Annotated in this window: 1 protein-coding gene; it reads right to left on the bottom strand. The window is 67.7% G+C overall.

What is annotated here, in order from left to right; genetic code table 11:
• The coding region (locus tag TN53_RS43930; RefSeq protein WP_046264546.1) for a lyase family protein at positions 1-235 on the bottom strand (235 nt) is incomplete at both ends.

The following is a 235-nucleotide window of genomic DNA, read 5'->3' as shown; positions in this document are numbered from 1 at the left end:
ATACCGGTACTGCCCCTTCTCGAACCCCAGCAGTTCCAACGCCCGGTTCGCGATCACCTCGTTGGCGTTCATGTTGGTCGAGGTGCCGGCGCCTCCCTGCACGACGTCCACCACGAACTGTTCGTGCAGCTTCCCCTCGCGGATCTCCCGGCAGGCCTCGACGATCGCGGCGGCCTTCCGCGGCTCCAGCAGCCCGAGTTCCTCATTGGCGAGCGCGGCGGCCTCCTTGACGGCG

Origin of the sequence: Streptomyces sp. WM6386 (assembly GCF_000972385.1) — a bacterium.
Taxonomy (GTDB): Bacteria; Actinomycetota; Actinomycetes; order Streptomycetales; family Streptomycetaceae; genus Streptomyces.
The sequence above is the reverse complement of the archived record's forward strand: the minus strand, read 5'-3'. Positions and strand labels throughout refer to the sequence as shown.